Origin of the sequence: Brytella acorum, from assembly GCF_029309905.1 — a bacterium.
In the GTDB taxonomy this organism is placed as follows: domain Bacteria; phylum Pseudomonadota; class Alphaproteobacteria; order Acetobacterales; family Acetobacteraceae; genus Brytella; species Brytella acorum.
Genome location: NZ_JARBJP010000002.1, coordinates 139,320 through 157,106, shown reverse-complemented (window position 1 = coordinate 157,106; position 17,787 = coordinate 139,320). Strand labels below are relative to the sequence as shown.

The window sequence follows — 17,787 nt, the reverse complement described above, 5'->3', positions numbered from 1 at the left end:
GGCGCCCAAGGGGTCAATATGCCAACTGAAGAAGAGCTTATTCGCCATCAGCGCGGAAAGTGGTCCATGCCAGGCGTGCCGCACAAGGGCTGGAACTGCGTCGACATTGAAGACCTGGGCGAGCCACAGACGGAGTGCGAAATGTGCGAATCGCAGACTATCCGCTACGTTCACCACATGGAGCATCCTGACTATTCAGGGATCCTTGCGGTCGGTTGCGTCTGCGCAGGACATATGGAAGGGAGCTTGGTCGCGGCAAGGGAACGCGAAGCATCCATGCGCAGCCGCACCGGAAAGCGTGCGCGTTGGCTTAGTCGCGTCTGGAAGACATCCGCCAAGGGGAATCCGACGATCAAGGCCGATGGGTTTCGCGTCACCGTCTACGAACGCGGCGGCGGACACGCCGCCACAATCGCGGAGGTCGATGGTTCAAGGGTCCAGCATGCGCGCCGCAATTTTCCAACCGTCAGTCAAGCCAAGCTTGCCGCCTTCGACCACATCACGCGTTTGCTTTCAAAAACCCCAAAGTAGGACGCGTCACGCCTCATTAGTTGACCTCTAACGTCGGTCTGTTGTCGAGACGAGTCTCGCGTTGGTCATACAGCCGAATGGGTAATGTTGGCATGCCAGAGCCACTCCTGTAAACAAGCTTTCCGGAGGAAACCTTTGCCGTCAAAGACAGGTTTGTTCTGGATAGTGAACGGGACGGTCTTAATCCGGCCCCGGCTGATAAAGGACAGGCAGCCGATCGAGAGCAAGTTCGTCGTTACCTGCCAGTGACCGCTCACGCATATGGCAATCGTTCGGCCGAGTTGTCGGCCACGCTCTGAAACGTTGGCACTTATGTCAAGCGTCTTCCGATCAGAAGGACTCTCCGACTCTCAGCCGACCGCTAAAGCTTCGGCCTGCCGCAATACTAACTTCACGGCCTCTGACGCCAAGTCAGGCGGATAACCATGCCGATGCAAGATGCGCCTGATCGCCACACGCATCTTTGCTCTGACATTTTCCCGCTTCCACCAGTCAACGCCGGAATTGTTGCGCACCGTGCTCACCAACTCCGTCGCAATCACCCTCAGCTCCTGATTGCTCATCACCTGCACGGCGCTTTCATTCTGAGCGAGCGCGTCGTAAAACGCGCGCTCGGCCGCATTCAGGCCATCCTCGGGCTCGTTGCGTAGATCCTTGGCCAGCGCGATCAGTTCTTGCAGGATCTGAAGGGCGTCAACGCTACGGTTGTGGTAGCGAGCGATCGCCTCCTCCAACCGAGACGAGAAAGCCTCCTGTTGGACCACGTTTGTGCGCGTCCGCGCCTTGATCTCGCCATTCAACAGCTTCTTCAACGCTTCCACCGCCAGATTGCGGTGCTGCATGTTCTGAAGTTCAAGCATGAAGGCGTCGGATAGAACGCTGATATCCGGCCGGTCGAAGCCGCAAGTCTCGAGGATATCGACCACTTCTGTCGATGCCACTGCGTTGTTGACCAGTTGCTGGATCGCGAAATCGGTCCCGCCATCATTGCGGCCGCCACCTGCATCCAACTTTCCTAGACTTGATCGGACGGCAGCGAAGAAAGCCACCTCCTCCGCATGCTCGGTCGCCTGAGGACTGCCCGACGCCAGCTTGTAAGCTTTGATCAGCGCCGCGGCAGCATCATGAAAACGCTTCGGCCCCGCGTCGCTGTCGCGATATTGGGCCAGAATGTGTTCTATCGCGCCCGGGAGCACTGCGAGCCGCTCGCTCGGCGCACCATGCAGCGCAGCGCCGTAGTCAAATCCGTGGAACTGCGTTCGCGCCACATCCAGAGCGTCCAGAAAGGCAGCTACTGCTTCGGCTTCATCGATGCCAGTCTGAGCTTGGTCAGTCTGTGAGTAGTGCGCCAGCGCCGCTTTCAGCTCCGCCGCGATGCCAATATAGTCCACCACCAGACCCGCAGGCTTGTCGCGGAACACGCGGTTCACGCGAGCAATGGCCTGCATCAGACCGTGCCCCTTCATCGGCTTATCGACGTAGAGCGTGTGCATGCACGGCGCATCAAAGCCCGTCAGCCACATGTCGCGTACAATGACGAGTTTCAGCGGATCGGCCGGGTTTTTGAACCGATTGCGGATCGCCTCCTGTCGGGTCTTGGAGCGGATATGCTGCTGTAGCGCCGCCGGGTCGGTTGCCGAACCGGTCATCACCACCTTGACGTTGCCGGTATCGTCTGTGTCACCATGCCATTCTGGCCGTGCGGCAATGATGCGATCATAGACCTCGGCGCAGATGCGGCGGCTCATGCAGACGATCATCGCCTTGCCGTCCATCGCCTCCAGCCGGGCATCAAAATGGGTGAGGATGTCCTGCACGACGGTATCGAGACGCTTATCCGCCCCGACCAGCGCCTCGACCCGCGCCCATTTCTTCGCTGTCGCGCTGGCCTGATCTTCGGCCAGCATTTCCGTTGCTTCGTTGAAATCGTCATCCAGCGTCGCCGCGATCTCGTCATCGAGCGTGATCTTCGCAACCCGTGCCTCGTAATAGATCGGCACGGTTGCGCCGTCGGAGACCGCCTGCGCGATGTCGTAGACGTCGATATAGTCGCCGAACACACCGCGCGTATCCGCACCCACCAGCTCCACCGGCGTGCCGGTAAAGGCCACATACACCGCGTTTGGCAGCGCCTTGCGCAGCTGATAGGCAAGACCGTGGCGGATCTCGCCCGTGTCCTTGTTCAGCTTGGCCTCGAACCCGTATTGCGTGCGATGCGCCTCATCCACCAGCACCACCACGTTGGAGCGTGGGGTCAGCTCTGGGAAGGTCTCTCCACTTTCCGGGCGGAATTTCTGAATGGTGGAGAAGATGATGCCACCGACATTGCGATCCAGCAGACGACGCAAATCCTCGGTGCTGTCCGCCTGCACCGGCTCCTCACCCAGCAGATCCTTGCAGCGCGCAAAGGTGGCGAAAAGCTGGTTGTCCAGATCGTTGCGGTCGGTCAACACCAGCAGCGTCGGGTTCTCCATCGCCGGGTGATGCATGACGCGGCCGGACAGGAAGGTCATCAGCAGGCTCTTGCCCGAGCCCTGCGTGTGCCAGATCACACCGCCCTTACCGTCGCCTGCACGAGCGCTCAGGATCGTCTCGCACGCCTTACGTACCGCGTGGAACTGATGATAGCCCGCGATCTTCTTGATCGGCCCCTTGCCCTCATCCTCGAACACCACAAACCAGCGCAGCATATCGAGCAGCACCTGCGGCGCGAGCAGACCTTTCGTCAGCGTCGAGAGCTCTAGCTCCGACCCCTTAGGCACCAGCGTCGTGCCGTCCACCGTGCGCCAGCTCATGTAACGGTCAAAACCCGCCGAGAGCGAGCCGTAGCGCGCATGCAGCCCGTCCGAGATCACGGTCAACAGATTGGTGCGGAACAAATCCGGGATGTCTGCCCGGTAAGTATCGATCTGATTCCAAGCGGCTTTGATGTCTGCACCGCCAACGCCCTTCAGCTCCACCACCACCAGAGGCAGGCCGTTGAGGAACAGCACCACATCGGGGATGCGTGCCGTTTTGCCTACCACATCAAGCTGACGCACCGCGCGCCAGTCATTGGCCGCGTTGTTCCAGTCGATCAACTGCACGCGGGCGTTGCGCTCCTCGCCGTCGTGGAAGAACGTCACCGGCACGCCGTGGACCATCAGATCATGGAGGCGGCGGTTTTCCTGCACGATGTCGGAAGCAAATACGCTGTCGGTGACGCGCCGGGCAGCGTCCTCCAACGCAGTTTTCGGCACATCCGGGTTCAGCCGCGCCAGACTTTCCAGCAGAACCGGAGCGAGGATCGTCTCGCGGAAGCTTGCCCGGAGCGGCTCCTTTACCTCGGGTGAGACATCCGCCCCATCTGCCAGCCTGTAGCCGAGCGGCGCGAGGCTCTCCATGAAATGCGTTTCAAGCTGCGCCTCGCTGATCCAGGCCATCAGGCGACCTCCTCGACCAGTTCACGCGCGGCACCGACCCGAAGCTCGCCGGACATCAGGCGCGGAAGGAGGGTGTCGCGTAGCGTGGCGAGCGTATGGCTTTGCCGGCCTAGGTTATCTATTTGGCTGAGCCAGCATTCGACTTGTTCTTCGAACGCATCCAATATTTGATTTGGTGCCGAAGTTAGTTCGATGCCTTCAAAGGTCTGGCGCGTAATAGTTGAAAACACCGAGCCATGCGCCATAGACTTCAGCTGATCGACTGCCCAAAAAGTCGCGAAATACGTGAACGCAATCAATGGCTTGCTTCGCCCTCTCAGGCCGTAACATGACTGATTGAACGTCATATCGGACGGAGCCATAGCTAGTTTTCCCACAGTCCCACGGGCGCTCAGGATAGTGGTTCCACGAGGCACTATGCGGGCAGGACTATTTTGAAGCCCTTCTGAAGTAATGGTTTTCTCAGTTGTGTGGACAAAAATTTGCCCCGCAGCGGGAGCGTCTACTACCGAATACCATGGGATAGAGCCTCCCCAGAAAGACGGTTCCGAAGTCTTTGGCGTGCCACCGCTGAGTATTTCGATAAGATAGGAATAAGGCTTTACGGCCCACCCCTCCGGCAGCCCATCCTCGCCGAAGCTGTCGGGAAAGAGTGCGGCTGTGGCGGCGTCCATGTGGGCGGGCGAGCGGCCCTCGGCACGGGCGCGCACCGGGTCGAAATCCACGAACCACGAGCGATAGAGTGCCCGCGCCATCTCCTCCAGCGTCGCCGCCGTCTTGCGGTTCAGCTCGATCTTGTCATCCAGCGCACCCAAAATGGCAGCAATTTCGCATTGCTCCTCAATAGGAGCGACCGGAATCTCCATCTCACGGAGGGACTTTTGACTAATACCCGCAACAGTGCTGCCCGTTGCTCTGCCATGTAGGCGATCCTGTATCGGCTGAGAGATCAGCAGATATTTCAAATAGCCATTATCAAGATATCCAGATTTTCCGCGCAGGGTCACAATACGCTGACCTAGAGCAAAATTTGCACTCTCACGGTCTAACCGGGCCACCTCACCCAACGGCCCTTCGGTGGTCAGCACAACGTCACCGACTTGAGGGATACCTCTACGCATCCACTCTTGATAATAGTTGGGGGAAATTCGCTGTTCTATGACATCTGATATATGGCCCGATTTAACGACCTTAGCCGAAATGACGGGAATGCCGGATGACGCTTTCTTTGGTGATTTGCCTCGATAATCGATCAGAGCATCTAGCGCGTCCTCAATTTTCACCTCAGGCCAAACACTCATCGCAGCGCCTCCAGCCGAGACTCAATCTCAGCCTCAAGCCTTCGCCCCTCGGCAAACTGCTCCCGCAAGTTCCCCATCAACCGCTCGAACTTCTCTTCGAAAGGCTCATCGTCATCCTCGGCCGCGCCCGCGCCGACGTAACGGCCCGGTGTCAGGACGAAGTTATGTCCCTCAATGTCTGCCAGAGTCGCGGACTTACAGAAGCCCGGCACGTCCTCGTATGCCCCCTCGCGCGCCTCACCGCGCCACGCGTGATAGGCGGCAGCGATACGGCGGATCTCGTCTTCCGACAGTTCCTTCTGTTTCCGCGAGCCGGGCACCAGTGCGCCCATCTTGCGGGCGTCGATGAACAGCACCTCGCCGCGCCGGTCGCGCAGTTTCTCACTCATGGCGATGCCGTTGGACTTGTCCTTGGCCAGAATCCACAAACAGGCCGGAATCTGCGTACCGTAGAACAACTGCCCCGGCAGGGCGACTATGCAATCCACTGCATCGCCCTGCACCAGCGCCTGCCGGATTTCACCTTCGCCCCCTGACATCGACGACATGGAACCGTTGGCCATGACCACGCCGCCAATCCCCGTAGAAGATAGATGCGCGTGGATATGCTGGATCCAGGCGAAGTTGGCATTGCCTACTGGCGGGGCACCAAAACGCCAGCGGGCATCTTCGCGCAGCAGGTTGCCCGACCAATCCGAAATGTTGAACGGCGGGTTGGCGAGGATATAGTCAAACCGCTCATCCGGAAATTCGTCGCGCAGCAGCGTGCCCTCGGAGTTCCAGCGGATATCGGCAAAGATCGAGCGGATGGCCAGGTTCATGCGCGCCAGACCAAAGGTGGTGTGGTTGCGCTCCTGCCCATAGATGGCGATGTCGTCATTGCGTCCCTGATGGGCGTCGATGAATTTTTCCGACTGGACGAAGAAGCCGCCCGTGCCGCAGCAAGGATCATAAACGCGGCCACGGGTCGGCTCGATCATCTCGATCAGCGTATCGACCACCGATTTTGGCGTATAGAACTCGCCGCCGCGCTTGCCCTCGCTGCTCGCGAACTCGCCGATGCAGTATTCGTAGATACGCCCGATCAGGTCGAAATCAGCGCGAGTGCCATCAAGCTTGAGATTCGAGAAAAGGTCGATCAGGCCCGACAGCATGGCGCGGTCGATGCTCTCACGGCCGAACACCTTGGGCAGCGCGCCTTTGAGGCTGGGGTTCTCGGCTTCGATCTCACGCATCGCGTCATCGATCATGACGCCGATGCGGGCATCCTTCGACTGCGCGGCGAGTGAAGACCAGCGCGCCGATGGCGGCACGAAAAAGGTGTTTTCGGCCAGATATTCGTCGCGGTCTTCCGGATCACCGCCCTCCTCGGCAATCAGATCATGCCGCCGCGCAAAGGCTTCGGAGACATAGCGGAGGAACAGCAGGCCAAGCGCGATGTGCTTGTATTCCCCGGCGTCCATCGCGCCGCGCATCTTGTCAGCGGCGGCGAAGAGGGTTTTCTCGATGCTCAATGTGGTCTCCGAGACAGCATTCTTGTGATTCCTTGGGAGCGGCTATGTGCGTTGAACGTCATGGGTGCCGTGGGGCCACGACACCGACATGTTTGTATAGGGTGGTTCGGGATACGCCGTAGCGCCGGGCTACATCAGCAACCTGTATTTCAGGGTCACGAAGTAGCGCCTTGATCTCGCGGACCTGCTTCTCTCCAAGCTTTGGCTTGCGGCCGCCTGAGCGGCCTCTGGCACGCGCTGCGGCCAGACCAGCATGGGTTCGCTCGCGGATCAGACTGCGCTCGAACTCCGCGAGGGCTGCAAACACGTGGAAGACCAACTTGCCCGCCGCGCTGTTGGTTTCGATCTTCTCGGTGAGGCTCTCAAAGCCAATCCCGGAGCGCTCCAGCTCGGCGACGATTTGCACGAGATCAGGCAGGCTGCGACCGAGCCGATCCAACCGCCACACCACTAGCGTATCGCCGTCGCGCAAAGCCTTACGGCACTGCTCCAGCTCCACGCGCGAGGCGTTCTTTCCGCTCGCCGCTTCTTCATAGATGACATGGCACCCGGCCTGCTGAAGCGCATCGCGCTGCAAGTCCAGATGCTGGTCTTCCGTGGAGACCCGTGCGTAGCCGATCCGCTGTTTCATTGACACAACCGGGACGTTGAAAACTTGACGGGAATGTTAACTCGACAATTGGGGTTCGGATAGCCTCGGATGTTGTCATTTTCAGAAGGCGACTGCACAAAATTCAGAAGCGGAGTGCACCACGAGCGTAAATGTTCCGATTGGGGTCGGGTGGCGAGGCGCGGGGTCAAAACTGAACGAGTGGTCGTTCCGACTAACGCGGTCATTTGTCGCTACTTTTTGATCAGTAGTAGTAACTATTCTGATGTTTCGGCAGTCCTCGGATCGCACTGACACCGTGTAGGCCTATTCTTGATGGCTTGAAAAGTCCGAACCTAATCGATCGTTTACCAGGCATCATCTCAATTGACATCATGATGTCATTATGTTACGATGCGTGGATGGTCACCGAATTTGGAAACTCTCCCCTTTACACGAAAGTCGAGATAGCGCTCGCCGCAGACATTGCTACGGCTGTGCTGCCTTGTGGTAGCCAACTTCCCTCTGAAAATAGCCTAGTAGAGCGCTTTGAGGTCAGTCGGACAACAGTGCGAAAAGCGATTGAAAATTTAGTGGCCCGCGGCTTGGTCGAGATCCGACGCGGCAAGGGCACTTTCGTCACTGAGCCGAAGCTCACCCAAGAATTGAACGAGTTAAGCGGATTCGTGGAAGACATGGTAACGCTTGGCCGCCACCCTACCGCTCGGCTCTTGGACAAACGACCTATGCCCGCCACAAAAGAGGTCGCGCAGCACTTAGGCGTCACACTCGGCGCACAGGTCTACCGCATCGAGCGCGTGCGCTTGGCTGATGGCGTGGCCATGTCGTTCGACGAAACCTATTTGCCGCTCGATATTGGCGAGAAGGTCGCGAGCAACGATCTGGAGGCAGAGCCGATCTTTGACCTGCTGGAAAACAAGTACGAGTTGCCTTTGGTCGAAGCCCAGTATCAACTCGAAGCGGCTACAGCAAATGAGCACGTCGCTCAAGCATTAGGGATCGAGGTCGGAAGTCCGATTTTCCTTATCGAGCGCACCTCCTACACCGAGGGGCATCGGCCGGTCGATTACGAAAAGCTCTACTACCGTGGCGATCTGATCCGGTTTTCCACGCGATTGTCCCGACGTGTGCGCACGCGAACGTGACCGGGAATCGCTGCAATGGAAAACTCAATGATTCTTTGGCTATTCGTGGCCGCCTTCGGCGCGAGCGCCTTGGGTGGTGTGCTGGGCATGGCAAGCGGCATCTTTATTGTGCCGATTCTTACGCTGCTATTTGGCGTGGATATTCACGTGGCCATCGGTGCGAGCATCGTCTCGGTCATCGCTTGTTCGTGTGGCAGTGCAGCGCCATTCTTGAAAGGGCGCTTGACCAACATCCGGCTCGCTATCGTTCTAGAGACGGCCACCACGCTTGGGGCGGTAACCGGTGTGCTCCTGATCGGTATTGCCTCAACGTCCTTTCTCTATGGCTTGTTTGCCGTCATTCTGGTCGTCTCGGCAAAACAGATGCTTGCTCGCCGTCGTGAGGTGATTGATACCAGTGCGCCCAATGTGAAGAGCTGGGGTACGGTGCTGCGCCTGCATTCGAGTTTTCCCGACCGTGTCCTAGACCGAGACGTGCCGTATCAAGTCGGTCGCGTGCCGCTCGGCCTATCGTTGATGTACGGCGCGGGCCTGATCTCGGCGCTGCTCGGCATCGGCTCCGGTGCACTCAAAATCCCGGCGATGGACACTGCCTTGCGGCTGCCTATCAAGGTTTCATCCGCCACATCGAATTTCATGATCGGCGTGACGGCGGCGGCGAGCGCTGGGGCCTACTTCGTGCGGGGAGACATTGATATCGGCATTGCTGGCCCCGTCGCCTTGGGCTCCGTTGTCGGGGCGCTACTGGGAGCGCGCTTGCTGATGGGGCTTCCCGCCGACAAGCTGCGTATCTTCTTTGTCATTGTCCTGGTCCTACTCGCCATTCAAATGCTTCTGAGCGCTTTGGGCGTGCATATTCCAGGAGGCTCGGCATGAGGTCTAGAACCGACAATTTCGAACGCCGTGAACAGATCATCGCTGCATTGCTTTGGTATGGCACCTGGCTTGCCTCGGCTGTTATTACTGCTGGCATGACCTTGGATGCCCTCCAGCCGTTCGAGGGTCAGCTAAACCTGGGTTTTAGCGGCTACGACATCGTGAAAGCCGGTGTGGCGCTATTCATTCTTTTGCCGGTGGCGCGCGTGGCACTGATGTTGGGTATCTTTCTGCGCGAGCGTGACTATGCTTACACGGCGATTTCGGCCCTTGTCCTGGCAATCATCGCGGCGGGAATCATAATCGGACTGTAATGGAAGCAGAGCAAAGCTCCTCCAGAGCAGGCCACATATCATGTCCTGTGATGTAGAGGCCATCGTGTGGAAAGTACGCTAAACAACGTTTAGCATGAACAGTAGAAGAACGTCTGGGTAGCGTGATCTTGTCTGAGGGCAAGTCGCTGTTTCTTTGTTGAACAACGGCAAGCAGCACGGAAGTTAGCGGATGAAATATCCGCTAACGCGCCAATATGGCTGTTCACGAGAAAGTACGACGGTTTCAACCGCGTTGGGTTTGTTAGCGAAACGCGTCTGGAACTGAATGATCTGATAGTCACCCGCCGGCGTGCCCGGCAGCGTTTTTGTCTGCATCACGCTTTGGAAGGTGCGTGATGACGGGCGTCCCAACGGTTGTCGTACAGACTGGATCGTAGTGGCCCACTGCGCCGAGGTGATCTTTGCCTTGAACAGTGTGCCTGCGGCTTGCCAGCTTGCATCCCACTGCCCTTCATCAAGCAATTCGACCCATTTGCGGGCATCCGCCGATGCCTTTGTTTCGGCAGGACGGGCAATGCTTGTCGAAATATTCTGGGCGGAAACCCGGGCGTCGTCCTGCCCGCTGATGGTCAAAAGCGCTGCGGCCGCAATGATAAGAGACATGATAAGCATTCCTCCGGTAAGCCACGCCAGGCGATGCCCCGATGATCGCGGCAATTCTGGCTCTTTGGCCCTATCCACCGAAGAAGCTGCTTCGACACCCCCAATTTCCTTGGGGCCGACAAAATTGGGGGTGCCCCCATCCATCTCGGCGAGACGTCGGGCAGCTTCACGGCTGCTCGAAACGCCCAGCTTGCGCCGTGCATCGCGTAGGCGGTCATTTATTGTGTGCACCGACAGACCAAGCGTATTGGCAATGGATTTTGCGTCATGGCCGACCAGAAGCAGACGCAGCGCTTCTTTCTCTCGCGCGCTGAGAACCACTTGATCGTCTGTTGTCATGATACAGCCGATGGTGTCGGCCGCGCGACGCCAAGTCGCTTCATCTCGCGATAGACGGTCGATCGCCCGATCCCGAGCTGACGCGCCGCTTCAGCCGGCGACACGCTCGCCGCGATAAGTTTCAGCGCCGCGCTTACCTTGTCGCTGTCGAGCGGCTGCCGCCCCGGCAACCTGCCCTTTGCCCTCGCCGCCGCAATCCCGTCGCGTGTACGTTCTGAGATCAGTCGCCGCTCAAAATGCGCAATGGCGCCGAAGACGTGGAAGATCAGCTCTCCGGCTGCGGAGGAAGTGTCGATTTTCTCCTCCAGGCTGAGCAACGCTATTCCGCGTGAGCGGAGCATGGTCACCGTTGTCAGCAACTCTCCCAGTGAACGACCGAGGCGGTCGAGCCGCACAACCGCAAGCGTATCGCCCTTGCGTGCGTATTCCAGCAGCTCGTCCAGTCCTGGTCGCTCCATGCTCTTGCCCGACATCACATCGGTGAACACACGGATCGTACCGGCTTCTTCCAATCGCATACGCTGCCCGGCCACATCCTGATCACCGGTACTGACACGCGCGTATCCCAGAATGCCGCCCATGGCGCCGTCTCCCAAACGACCGTTCTGTGGACACTGAGTGAATGACCATTCCGGATCGACAATATCCGTCCACATAATGCGTCTCTTTACTCTCCGCTGTCCATAGCCGAGACTGACCTTTTGTGGACGGAATGACAGCGTGACCAGGCTCAAACATCACCTGCTGACAGCCCAGGAACGGGATCAGATGCTCGCCATCCCGACAGACCGGGACAGTCTGGTCCGCCTTTACACTTTCGAGCCATCGGATCTGGATATCATCGGTTCCCGGCGCAGGCGACGCACCCAGATGGGCGTTGCCGTGCAACTGGCGTTACTCAGGCACCCGGGAACAACACTGGCTCAGTTTGTGCAGGACGTCGGATCGACGCCATCCGCGTTGGTCGCCTTCGTGGCAGACCAACTTGAGCTTTCCGGCAGCGACCTCGCCGATTACGCCGCGCGGGAGCAGACGATGACCGATCATGCCCGCGATCTGATGACGATCCTTGGCCTGCGCGCGCCCCAGAGAGCCGATATCCCGTTCATGATCGAGGCTGCGGCAAACGCAGCCTGGGCCACGGACAGCGGCATCGTAATCGTCCGGGCCGTGATGGACGCGCTACGCCATGCCAAAATCGCACTCCCTTCGATTTCAACCATCGAACGCGCCAGCATTGCGGGACGGGCGCGGGCCCGACGGAAGACCGCGCAGGCGTTAACGCAGGGCCTCACAGGCGATCAGGTCACGGCGCTGGATCGGCTTTTCGCCACAACGCCTGAAGGGAGCATCAGCCAACTTGCCTCGCTCAAGACCATACCGGTTGCCGTCAAGCCGGATCACATCAAGCGCATTCTGGAATTGTTGAGACAGGTTCGACAGATCGGGATTGATCCCGTCGTCGCCAAGCGCATTCACATCGACCGCTTTCACCAATACGTCCGGGAAGGCCGGATATCTCCGGCCTCGATGATCGAGCGCTACACGCCATCACGCCGTTACGCCACGCTCGTCGCTTTCCTGATCGATGCCGAGGAACGTCTGACGGACAGCGCCCTGGACATGGCTGACAAGCTGGTCGGCAGCATCTTTACCCGGGCACGGAACACAAAGGCCCGCAGCTTTTCGGCAACATCGAAGAACGTCGCACGCCTGATGCGCCTGTTTCAGGCGACCATCGATGCCTTGGCCGAGGCGGCCAGCGACGGCAGAGATCCTATGGAAACTCTGGATGCCACGGTCGGATGGGCGACCCTGTTGAAAGCAAGGTCAGAGGTTGGGGCGATCGCCAGGACTGCCGACCTCGATCCTCTGACAGCCGCTGCGGAGCGTTATATTACCCTTCGAAAATTCGCGCCCGATCTGCTGGAAACGCTGGAATTCCAGGCAGGAAGAGGAGGCGCCAAGACCCTGGCTGCGATCACGTTGTTGCGGAATCTCAACAGAGCAGGCAAACGCGATTTACCTGGCGACGCACCGATGCCGTTTCGCAAGGAATGGCAGAAGATCGTTATCGATCAGGATGACAAGCCCAACCGGCGTCTGTGGGAAATCGCGACGCTCGCGCATTTGCGCAACAAGCTGCGTTCCGGCGATGTGTGGATCGAGCGGTCGGCCAATTATCGTCGCTTCGACAGCTACATGCTCAGTAGGGAGCAGGCAAAACCGTTCATTGCCGAACTTGACCTGCCCCTGTCGGCAAATGAATGGCTGGATCAGCGCGCTCGCGAATTGGATAAACGCCTGAAGAAGTTCGCGCAAAGCCTGAAACGCGACGCCTTGCAGGGGGTGCGCTTTCGTGACGGGCACCTCCAGATATCGCCGATACGCGCGACAACGCCGCCGCAAGCGGAAAACCTGGCGCAACAGCTCAACGCCCTGATGCCGCCAATCCGCATCACGGAGCTGCTGCACGAGGTGGCGCAGGCTACCGGTTTCCTCAGCGCCTTTACCAATCTGCGCACGGGCGAAGCCTGTCCCAACGAGAATGCGTTACTCGCGGCCATTCTGGCGGACGCTACCAATCTGGGGCTATCACGCATGGCTGCCGCGAGTCACGGCGTTACCCGTGATCAGCTCTTCTGGACCCACGACGCTTATGTCCGCGACGAAAATTATCGCAAGGCGCTGGCCGTCCTCATCAACTCTCATCATCGTCTGCCATTTTCCCGGAGCTGGGGGGACGGTTCGAGTTCGAGCTCTGATGGGCAGTTCTTTCGCGGCGCCAAGCGCGGTGCCTCGGGCGGAGACGTCAATGCCCGGTACGGCGTTGACCATGGGTTCAGCTTTTACACGCATGTGTCTGATCAGCGTGCCCCATACCATGTGAAGGTCATCTCGGCTGCGACACACGAAGCGCCATACGTGCTCGACGGCCTGACCAGTCATGGAACCGGGCTTAAAATCTCCGAGCATTATACCGACACGGGTGGTGCCACCGACCATGTCTTCGCGCTCTGCGCCCTGTTGGGTTTTCGCTTTTGCCCGCGCCTGCGCGACTTTCCGGATAGACGCCTGGCGTCCATCGCACCGGCCAGTTCCTATCCCTCCATCAGCCCGCTGCTTGGCAAAACCATCCGCACCGACATCATTCGGGAACAATGGGAGGACGTGCTGCGGCTTGTCGGATCAATCAAGGCCGGGCATGTCGCGCCCTCCAGGATGTTGCGCAAGCTTGCTGCCTATGAGCGCCAGAATCGGCTCGACGTCGCACTCCAGGAAATCGGCAAGATCGAGCGCACTCTGTTCATGCTCGACTGGCTCGAAACCCCTGATCTGCGGCAGAGATGTCAGGCAGGGCTCAACAACAGCGAGCAGCGGCATGTGCTGACCCAGGCAATCCATACCTTCCGCCAGGGACGGATCATCGACCGCAGCCATGAAGCCCAGCAATACCGGGCGTCGGGCCTCAATCTCGTCATCGCGGCGATCGTCTACTGGAATACAGTCTATCTGCAAACCGCCGTCACACATCTGCGCTCAACATCGGCGGCCGTCCCTGAGGACCTGCTGGCGCATACTTCCCCGGTGGGATGGGAGCACATCGCCTTTTCCGGAGACTTTCTCTGGGACAAAGCCGCAGCTTCTGCGGGCCGCAAGACGCTCAATCTGTCGAAACAGGCTCGTGCCGCCTGATCGTTCCTTTATTGTTCATGCCAAACGTTGTTTAGCGTACCATCCACACGATGGCCTCATGTAAGTCTTTTCGCATCAGTGCATTTTGCAGTGTCACGCCCCGCCGAATAGGAAATCCTCGCTCCACCACTTGAAAACCGTGGCGTAGAAAGAATGGTTCAGCGGTCTTGCTTACATCCGCCGTGAGTTCGCTAATCCCCAGTAGCTTGGCTTCGTCATGGACACGACTCATTAGCAAGGTACCGACACCTCGTCGCGGATAGGCCTCCGACACAAAGAAATGATCGATGTATCCGTTGGGCTGAATGTCAGCGTATCCAGCAATTTCACCTTCGGCTTCAACGACAAACGGTCGTAATTCCCTCATGCGGCTAACCCACACTTCTGGGGCGATGTCTGTCGGTGCCCAAGCCTCTATTTGTGCAGCGGTGTAGTCACGTGATGCGATGTCATGGACAGCCGATAGAAAGACCTGAAATAACGCGCCCTCGTCCCCAATTCTGAACCGTCTAATTTCCATCGATTCCCCATAAAACAGTAATTTAACGTTATGCGTTTAACTTCCGTACTGGGCAAGAACTGTCTGCTTTTGGCCGATTCGAGACGGTCAACTCTCTCAGATTCTGGTAAGCAGTTTTAAGCCATCTGGCCTTAGTTCTCCCTTGGGGGATACATGCCGGTACAGCGTCTGCCGTGTGATGTTCATCTCAGCGCAAAGGTCGCCCACCTTAGTTTCAGGCTGACCCATGGACGCCATTGCCAGCCGAAGCTTGGCTGCAGTCATTTTGAACGGCCGCCCACCTTTCCTCCCACGTGCTCGTGCTGAAGCCAAGCCGGCTACGGTGCGCTCCGAGATCAGCTCTCGTTCGAATTCTGCCAGCGCTGCGAAGATGCCAAAAACCAATTTCCCGGCAGCGCTTGTCGTGTCAATGGCTGCACCCTGGCCGGTTAACACCTTGAGGCCGACTCCCCGCGCTGTCAGATCATGGACCGTGTTGATCAAGTGACGCAAATTCCGCCCTAATCTGTCCAGCTTCCACACCATTAATGTATCGCCCTCGCGCAGCGCCTTGAGGCAGGCAGCAAGGCCCGGCCGGTCTTCGCGCTTGCCGGATGCCTGATCTTCGTACAACTGCGCCTGATCAACACCAGCTTCAAGAAGCGCATCGCGCTGCAGGTCCGTGGTTTGGGATCCATCCGCTTTAGATACTCGCATGTAGCCAATCAGCATTTTCCACCTGTCACATATACGTTCGATTATGTGACAGTGTGAACCAGAAAGTTCCGAACGTCAAAAATTGTCACTTAACCCGTCATTCATACTAAGGCATGTAAAGGGTTCATCAGGCACATAACGTGACAGAAATTCCGAGGGGATACCTTCCTTGGCAAAGGTGACGCGCAAGCGTTCCAGTGATTCGGGGTCGCGTCGTCCAAAGGATGCCAGCGCGAACAGCGAGCGAGCCGTCTCGGGGTTGTGCCGCGCCTCGGCGACGGCTTCGTTGATCACTTTGATCGCCTCCTGCCAGTGGTTGATAGGTTCTTGCTTTCGCTTATCCATCGGCAGACCGTTGGTGAACCCGGCTTGTGGCTCTGACACGAACAGCGCTGCTTGCTCCCCGGGCGGACTCAACACCTTCGATTCGATAAGGGCGATGGCGGTGGCCGCCGCCTCCAGCATCGGTAACTGCACTACCGGGTTCAGAATTTCATAAGGACGCCATAGGCTTTGCCCGGCACGCAGCGGATGACCGCAGCATTCCCAGACGTGCCGGATATATCCCGCATGTGCCCCGCAATGCGAAAGTGGAGTGTTCAGCTCATCAAGAAGCGTGCGAAGCAATCGAAACCAGACGCCGGCATGGATGCGTCGGCACGGCAGCTCCACATACCCCGTTGTCAACGCCTGCCAGGTGCGGCGGTCCATCGCCGCAATCGCGTCGCTGGCCGTGCGCGGGGCAGCATCGATGTTCTCCCAACCGAGCAACCGCCCTGGCACGCCCCAATAGAATTCCAACCAGCAGCCATGCAGCGGGCAGCTCAGCATCAACGGTAGCTTCCATGCGAGCAGCACAGCCTGGCTCGCGGGATCGTTCAAACAGATCGGGCACGCCCGGCGACTCGGCTGGCTGGGTATCCACGCGCGCCAGCGCGTGATCGATCTGGTCTTGCGGTTGCGCCTTGGCAGCAGCACCGAAAACTGGAACGTATAGGTTTCCAGGACGGACGGCACCGAATCGTCGAGGCTGTCCAACAGCCACGGCACCCAGCCTGCGAAACTCATGCCGCGCAGCCGATCCAGCTCGATGCCGCTTCGCCGGGAAAGCGCCGTCAGTAGCGACAGCGGCGGTGCGGTGTCCAGGTCATCGACCTGACCGTGACCGAGATCGTGTTCCAACAGGTCGATCATGTCCATCTGATAGCAGACGGCGACACGATTGAGCCACGAGGACAAGGCTTCGCCTTCCTTGGGTGCTGGATGGAGCGGCCAGCGTGGTGCCGGATTCACATCAGTTCCCGCTCGAACTGGCGTCGCCGCTCACTGGGGCCGGTGTAGTTGGCCATGCTGAGCGTGCGGTGGTTGATCGCTTCTTCGCCGCTCTCCACGGCGGCGATGGCCGTCGCCATCAGTAGGTGCGCCAGTTCGCCGATGGTGCCCTCGCAGCGCGTAAGCAAGTAGCGAGCCATGTCCGGCGTGGCAATCTGGGACGGACGCCGCAGCGGGAGCGATGCCGCGAAGCTGGCCAACAATGAGCAGCAATCATCGTTGACCTCCCACACCGGCAGCATCATCGGCTCGAACCGGTTTTCCAACTGATCGTCCGAGCGGATCGCCAGGTAGGCGTCGCGCGTGCCGACCCCGACTAGCGGGATGCGCAGCTCGTTGCCGAGGAAGCGCAGCAGGTTGAGGAATTCCCGACGGTCGACGCTGTTGCCGGCCAGGACGTTGTGCAGCTCATCGATCACTAGCATGCGCACGCCGACCTTACGCAGCAACGCCAGTGCCAGTTGCTCCATTTCCGGTAGCCGTGGGCGTGGACGCAATGGCGCACCCATCGCCGCGAGCACTGCGACATAGAAGCGGATCACCGACGGCTCGGACGGCATCTGCACAACCAGCACCGACATGTGTTCCTGATCGGCCTCAGAGCTGGCCGGATGTGCGCGGCGGAACTTCTCGATGATCATCGACTTGCCGTTGTTGGTCGGGCCGATCAGCAGCAGGTTGGGCATGCGTTGCTTGTTTGGCCATGCATACAGGGTTTCCAGCCGGTTCAACGCCTCGACCGCGCGTGAATAGCCGATCCAGCGGTCGGCGCGGATACGCTGGATGCGTTCCTCCGCCGGCAACCGAGCCAATCCCTGCGCCGCTGGCAGCAGGTGGGACAAGTCGATGATGGGATATTCGTCCACA

Annotated in this window: 15 protein-coding genes; 5 read left to right on the top strand and 10 right to left on the bottom strand. The window is 58.9% G+C overall.

Going from position 1 to position 17,787, the window contains the following annotated elements:
* The first annotated feature begins 18 nt into the window (after positions 1–18).
* Positions 19–531 (top strand): NAD(P)-binding protein, encoded by a 513-nt coding sequence (locus PWM43_RS03995; protein WP_289841283.1) that lies wholly within the window; start codon positions 19–21, stop codon positions 529–531.
* A gap of 350 nt (positions 532–881) precedes the next feature.
* Here the strand turns inward: PWM43_RS03995 and PWM43_RS03990 are convergent, their stop codons facing one another.
* From PWM43_RS03990 to PWM43_RS03975, 4 genes are read right to left on the bottom strand one after another with little or no spacing between them, the layout of a single operon-like run.
* A complete protein-coding gene (locus tag PWM43_RS03990) occupies positions 882–3,953 on the bottom strand; it encodes a type I restriction endonuclease subunit R (protein ID WP_289841282.1) in 3,072 nt (1,023 codons plus the stop codon).
* Positions 3,953–5,254, bottom strand: coding sequence for a restriction endonuclease subunit S (locus PWM43_RS03985; RefSeq protein WP_289841281.1), 1,302 nt, complete (start codon positions 5,252–5,254; stop codon positions 3,953–3,955). The genes PWM43_RS03990 and PWM43_RS03985 overlap by 1 nt, the downstream gene beginning before the upstream one ends.
* Positions 5,251–6,768 carry a type I restriction-modification system subunit M gene (locus PWM43_RS03980; protein WP_289841280.1) on the bottom strand — a complete coding sequence of 506 codons (1,518 nt, stop codon included), beginning with the start codon at positions 6,766–6,768 and terminating at the stop codon, positions 5,251–5,253. The genes PWM43_RS03985 and PWM43_RS03980 overlap by 4 nt, the downstream gene beginning before the upstream one ends.
* 58 nt (positions 6,769–6,826) lie before the next feature.
* A complete protein-coding gene (locus PWM43_RS03975; RefSeq protein ID WP_289841279.1) occupies positions 6,827–7,399 on the bottom strand; it encodes a recombinase family protein in 573 nt (190 codons plus the stop codon).
* A 380-nt stretch (positions 7,400–7,779) separates the two neighbouring features.
* On the opposite strand from PWM43_RS03975, the gene PWM43_RS03970 reads away from it, so the two are divergent.
* From PWM43_RS03970 to PWM43_RS03960, 3 genes are read left to right on the top strand one after another with little or no spacing between them, the layout of a single operon-like run.
* A complete protein-coding gene (locus PWM43_RS03970; RefSeq protein WP_286731195.1) occupies positions 7,780–8,523 on the top strand; it encodes a GntR family transcriptional regulator in 744 nt (247 codons plus the stop codon).
* Positions 8,524–8,538: 15 nt separating this feature from the next.
* Positions 8,539–9,399 (top strand): sulfite exporter TauE/SafE family protein, encoded by an 861-nt coding sequence (locus PWM43_RS03965; protein WP_217124593.1) that lies wholly within the window; start codon positions 8,539–8,541, stop codon positions 9,397–9,399.
* On the top strand, positions 9,396–9,713 hold the full coding sequence (locus tag PWM43_RS03960; protein WP_217124594.1) for a DUF1634 domain-containing protein: 318 nt from the start codon (positions 9,396–9,398) through the stop codon (positions 9,711–9,713). Before PWM43_RS03965 ends, PWM43_RS03960 begins: the two co-directional genes overlap by 4 nt.
* A gap of 183 nt (positions 9,714–9,896) precedes the next feature.
* Here PWM43_RS03960 and PWM43_RS03955 read toward each other — a convergent pair whose 3' ends face one another.
* Together PWM43_RS03955 and PWM43_RS03950 are read right to left on the bottom strand one after the other, a co-directional pair.
* The gene (locus tag PWM43_RS03955) at positions 9,897–10,676 is read right to left on the bottom strand and encodes a helix-turn-helix domain-containing protein (protein WP_081105755.1); all 780 of its coding nucleotides are present in this window, start codon (positions 10,674–10,676) and stop codon (positions 9,897–9,899) included.
* On the bottom strand, positions 10,673–11,257 hold the full coding sequence (locus tag PWM43_RS03950) for a recombinase family protein (RefSeq protein ID WP_062105589.1): 585 nt from the start codon (positions 11,255–11,257) through the stop codon (positions 10,673–10,675). Before PWM43_RS03950 ends, PWM43_RS03955 begins: the two co-directional genes overlap by 4 nt.
* Positions 11,258–11,396: 139 nt before the next feature.
* Between PWM43_RS03950 and PWM43_RS03945 the strand changes: the two genes are divergently transcribed.
* On the top strand, positions 11,397–14,372 hold the full coding sequence (locus PWM43_RS03945; RefSeq protein ID WP_062247721.1) for a Tn3 family transposase: 2,976 nt from the start codon (positions 11,397–11,399) through the stop codon (positions 14,370–14,372).
* Positions 14,373–14,403: 31 nt separating this feature from the next.
* Here PWM43_RS03945 and PWM43_RS03940 read toward each other — a convergent pair whose 3' ends face one another.
* The 4 genes from PWM43_RS03940 to PWM43_RS03925 form a co-directional block, all read right to left on the bottom strand.
* Positions 14,404–14,892, bottom strand: coding sequence for a GNAT family N-acetyltransferase (locus tag PWM43_RS03940; RefSeq protein WP_289841278.1), 489 nt, complete (start codon positions 14,890–14,892; stop codon positions 14,404–14,406).
* Between the two features lie 96 nt (positions 14,893–14,988).
* Positions 14,989–15,603 (bottom strand): recombinase family protein, encoded by a 615-nt coding sequence (locus PWM43_RS03935; RefSeq protein ID WP_217124596.1) that lies wholly within the window; start codon positions 15,601–15,603, stop codon positions 14,989–14,991.
* A gap of 60 nt (positions 15,604–15,663) precedes the next feature.
* Positions 15,664–16,881 (bottom strand): TniQ family protein, encoded by a 1,218-nt coding sequence (locus PWM43_RS03930; protein WP_217124597.1) that lies wholly within the window; start codon positions 16,879–16,881, stop codon positions 15,664–15,666.
* Positions 16,878–17,786, bottom strand: a complete 909-nt coding sequence (locus PWM43_RS03925; RefSeq protein ID WP_217124598.1) for a TniB family NTP-binding protein — start codon at positions 17,784–17,786, stop codon at positions 16,878–16,880. The genes PWM43_RS03930 and PWM43_RS03925 overlap by 4 nt, the downstream gene beginning before the upstream one ends.
* Between the last annotated feature and the right edge of the window lies 1 nt (position 17,787).